Raw genomic sequence first — 2,253 nt, 5'->3', positions numbered from 1 at the left:
TTATGTTAACATCTTCGTTAGTTAATGTCAACTAAGTTTTTTATTTCGTTTGTCACTTGCGACGTTAATGTCATCGGCGACTTGTCCTATATTACACCTCTATATAATAATAGTCAATATTAATCTTTCATTTTTTAAAAAAAGATGAAAAAGACTCTCATACCCCCTCTTTATTCCTCATACATATCAGTAAAATAACTGAAAGGAGTGTAGAACTTGTTCGATCCTTCTTTATTAAACACCATAAGCGCCCATTCAAGAAGCCCACACTATCATAGGAAGTTTCCCATCATTCTATTTTGGAGTCAAAAAAGCGGTTGCACTTCTCTTGCCAATTGGTTCTTTTACCAGATTGATTTATTGCAAACAGCTCTAAGTTATAGTCCTTTCATTCATAATTATGAATATGATATATACAAAAGTACACCTGCTTATAGTGTACGACTAGGAGTAGCGTTGCGAGAAAAACAAAAAGAAACGTTTAAACTTGTTCGTAACCCTTATAGGAGAGCAGTCAGTTCTTTCGTATCCTTAATTGGACCTCCTTATATGGAAAATCCCGAATGGAAACCCATCCGAAAGTTTTTATATCAAGATGAAAATTCCCCCAAAGGGATCTCATTTAAACAATTTCTATACTATCTATTTATGAAAGGGGCTCACGCAAGTGATATTAACCCACATTTCACACAACAATATATAGCTGGTGAAGAAGAATATGTCACCAATTATATATACTTAGAAAACTTTGATCAGGAAATGAAAGAATTAGAAAAGCATTTCGAATTAAAAAACGCACCAATAAATGAGTTCTCAACATCATGGCATCATCAAACTCCCGCCATGATTTATAAAGGGAATTTTAGCGAAGGCGATATTACTGATCCTTTATTTCCCCGTCATCCAACTTTTGAAAGCTTTTATGATACTGAATGTATACAACTTGTTCAAACAATATTTCAAAATGATTTCGACACATATAAATACAGCAAAGAATATCCATACTAATTTTAGTTTATTATCTTTGCTAAATAAAAAAGATACCTCATATATAAGGTATCTTTTTTACATGTCAATTATATAAATCATACTGTTTAACAGTCTCTATTCTTCACCTTATTACCTTTTAATAGATTACCTAACTTTTGCTTATCCGCCCATCCTACTCCGATTAAAACTAAACTTGCTCCCATTATTACTCTCCATGTCAGAGATTCATTTAATAGAATAATTGAAGTAACAATACTTATTAATGGTAATGCATTTAAGTATAATCCGCTTACTGATGCTGAAACTCTCTCTAGCGCTTTATTCCAAAACCAATACGCTAAAATTGTTGCTCCAATAACAAGGTATATTACACTAAGTCCCGTTTTCCAAGTTTCAATCTTTGGTAAACCGTAATAAAGAATTTCTACCAGTGCAAATGGTAATAGAATAACAGCTCCAATAATTAAAGTTAATGTTGTAAAAACCTCGTTTGATAAATACTGTTCTTGTTTTGGTCGTTTTAGCAAAACCGTGTAGAAAGCAAATAGAAAAGTACTTAATAATATCAGTATATCTCCTATTAAAGACATTTCTTGATCAGCACTTTTAGATGGAATCGTAATAAAGAGTACTCCTATAGCACCCAATATAATTCCTATCCAATAATTCAATCGAATTTTCTCTTTCAAGAAGATTGCTGAAAAAAGAATTGTAACTAATGGTAATGCAGCATCTATGATACTAACATGTAATCCACTTGTTAAAGAAATACCGTACGATGTGAACATAAAATACCCAGCTACACCGGTAAAAGCTAACAAACTCATTCTTTTCCATGGAACTTTTTTATGTACAACTGATTTTTGTAGTTGCTTAAATGAAAATAGCATACAAATTCCACCTGCAAAGAAAAGACGAATAAACAACAAAGTAAACGGCTGAATAGATTCTAACGCCCATTTTGTTGGCGCAATAGCTGTCCCCCATAATATAACAGCCACTAATAACATGCATATTTCTTTCATAATCCCCCACACCCATCAAAAATATATGTTAATTACCTTAATTATAGATTTTTTCTTATGTAAAATCCTTTAAAAACACAAAAGGTTATGCAAAAAGAGCTAGATTGCTACTTTTTGCATAACCTTTTTATATAAGATCACAAACATTCTTTTATATCTCGACTATACCCTTATAAAAGGTAATTCTTACCTTTATATTTTAAGTAATAAAAATAAACACAAAAAAACCTAAGTCGAA

At 31.5% G+C, this 2,253-nt stretch carries 2 protein-coding genes; one reads left to right on the top strand and one right to left on the bottom strand.

The genetic code is table 11. The features are described from left to right. Nucleotides 1–216 precede the first annotated feature (216 nt). A complete protein-coding gene (locus DN400_RS28075) occupies nt 217–1,008 on the top strand; it encodes a sulfotransferase family 2 domain-containing protein (protein WP_098033891.1) in 792 nt (263 codons plus the stop codon). An 86-nt stretch (nt 1,009–1,094) separates the two neighbouring features. Here the strand turns inward: DN400_RS28075 and DN400_RS28070 are convergent, their stop codons facing one another. Beyond that, the gene (locus DN400_RS28070) at nt 1,095–2,015 is read right to left on the bottom strand and encodes a DMT family transporter (RefSeq protein WP_065229659.1); all 921 of its coding nucleotides are present in this window, start codon (nt 2,013–2,015) and stop codon (nt 1,095–1,097) included. Nucleotides 2,016–2,253 lie beyond the last annotated feature (238 nt).

The sequence above is a fragment of the Bacillus sp. AR8-1 genome (assembly GCF_008042345.1).
In the GTDB taxonomy this organism is placed as follows: domain Bacteria; phylum Bacillota; class Bacilli; order Bacillales; family Bacillaceae_G; genus Bacillus_A; species Bacillus_A cereus.
Note: the sequence above shows the minus strand (reverse complement) of the source record. Positions and strands in the feature narration are given on the sequence as shown.

What these genes read in the sequence shown, in the direction of transcription:
- DN400_RS28070 (WP_065229659.1), bottom strand. Translation starts at nt 2,015, where the DNA reads ATGAAAGAAATATGCATGTTATTAGTGGCTGTTATATTATGGGGGACA.